General features: G+C 61.2%; 1 protein-coding gene. It reads right to left on the bottom strand.

Annotated elements, in window-relative coordinates:
* Positions 1-21 precede the first annotated feature (21 nt).
* On the bottom strand, positions 22-255 hold a 234-nt coding region (locus ACLFKU_RS44750; RefSeq protein WP_410853521.1), incomplete at its 5' end, for a hypothetical protein.

Genomic DNA, 255 nt, shown 5'->3' with positions numbered 1-255 from the left:
CTGGCATAAGGACCGCACGCTTCAGGCCGGCAGGTTCAGGCCACTGCGGCCGATGCCGGGGGCGGAGCCGCGGATTCGGCGTCCCTCACAAACTGCCGAAGGCTCAACCGACCTTGCCGCCATACCCAGCGAGCTCGACATCGTATAATCATCGCATACAGCATTGACCTCGCGAAGAGAACCTCCCCTGTGAATAACTTCACGTCTCAACAGCCGCTTGCCGATGACGTATTCGCCCGTCTCGCCGGGTTTCTC

It is taken from the genome of Paraburkholderia sp. EG304 (assembly GCF_046543485.1).
Taxonomy (GTDB): Bacteria; Pseudomonadota; Gammaproteobacteria; order Burkholderiales; family Burkholderiaceae; genus Paraburkholderia; species Paraburkholderia youngii.
Note: the sequence above shows the minus strand (reverse complement) of the source record. Positions and strands in the feature narration are given on the sequence as shown.